The sequence below is a fragment of the Pantanalinema rosaneae CENA516 genome, assembly GCF_050753385.1.
In the GTDB taxonomy this organism is placed as follows: Bacteria; Cyanobacteriota; Cyanobacteriia; order Leptolyngbyales; family Leptolyngbyaceae; genus Pantanalinema; species Pantanalinema rosaneae.
Genome location: NZ_JBLZFZ010000196.1, coordinates 1 through 973, shown reverse-complemented (window position 1 = coordinate 973; position 973 = coordinate 1). Strand labels below are relative to the sequence as shown.

Here is a 973-nt window from a genome sequence, read left to right as displayed (position 1 = left end):
AGATGTGTATAAGAGACAGCTTTGCGAGTGGGCGCAACGTTGCTTCCAAAACTGCTTCGTCAGGAAGCTGAGCGCATCGACATGAGGGCCGATGCCCTCCATGATCCGCTTACGTCACTTCTCAACCGTGCCGGCCTCGACGAACTCTCTCAGTTGCTCGGTGACCGTACCGACGGTCGCGCTGTGATGTATCTCGATCTCGATGGATTCAAATCGGTTAACGACCTCTATGGTCATGCCGCCGGTGATGAAGTGCTCGTCACCGTCGCTCAGCGAATACTCCAACAGGTGCGTCCGCACGACCTGGTGGCTCGTGTTGGTGGTGACGAGTTCGTCATTCTTGCAACGCACGTCGCCGATGAGAGCGGGATGGTGGCCTTGACGCACCGTCTCGTCGATGAAGTGTCGCGTGAGGTCATTGTGTCGAGCGGCGCCCTCGTGGAGGTCGAAGCGAGCGCGGGCGTGGCTGCATGGTTGACGGGCGGGGCCTTGTCCGACGCTATCGCGGATGCTGACGCCCTCATGTATGAAGCGAAACGATTCGGCGGGGGCGTTGCACTGCAAGATGCAACGGGAAGAGTCTTGGTTCACGAGATATCTGCGGGGCACATCGCGTTCGGAGAAGTGGTCTCTGAAAGGGCTGCACTGCAGGCTCAGCCGGTGTACGACCTGCACCGGAGGGTTGCGGCGGGCCTCCACATGCAGATGCACCCAGAGTTGGCCATGATGAGTGATGACGAGATCGTCGCCGCGATTGCCACCGCGTTAGCGTCGTCGGATCTGGGTAACCTCGATTTTGTGATCCTCGAGCCGCGAGGGCGGGCGTGGACTCGTGGGGATCGCCTGATTGACGTAAACCGCGTGGTCAAGGAGCGTTGCCCGGCGCGAATACTGCTCCGGGTAGATTCCACCCCAGCGGCCATCGAACTGCGGTTGTTGGCCTGTCTCTTATACACATCTCCGAGCCCACGAG

1 protein-coding gene is annotated in these 973 nt (G+C 60.0%); it reads left to right on the top strand.

Going from position 1 to position 973, the window contains the following annotated elements:
- Nucleotides 1–39: 39 nt before the first annotated feature.
- On the top strand, nt 40–973 hold a 934-nt coding region (locus tag ACN4EK_RS32870; RefSeq protein ID WP_431662652.1), incomplete at its 3' end, for a GGDEF domain-containing protein.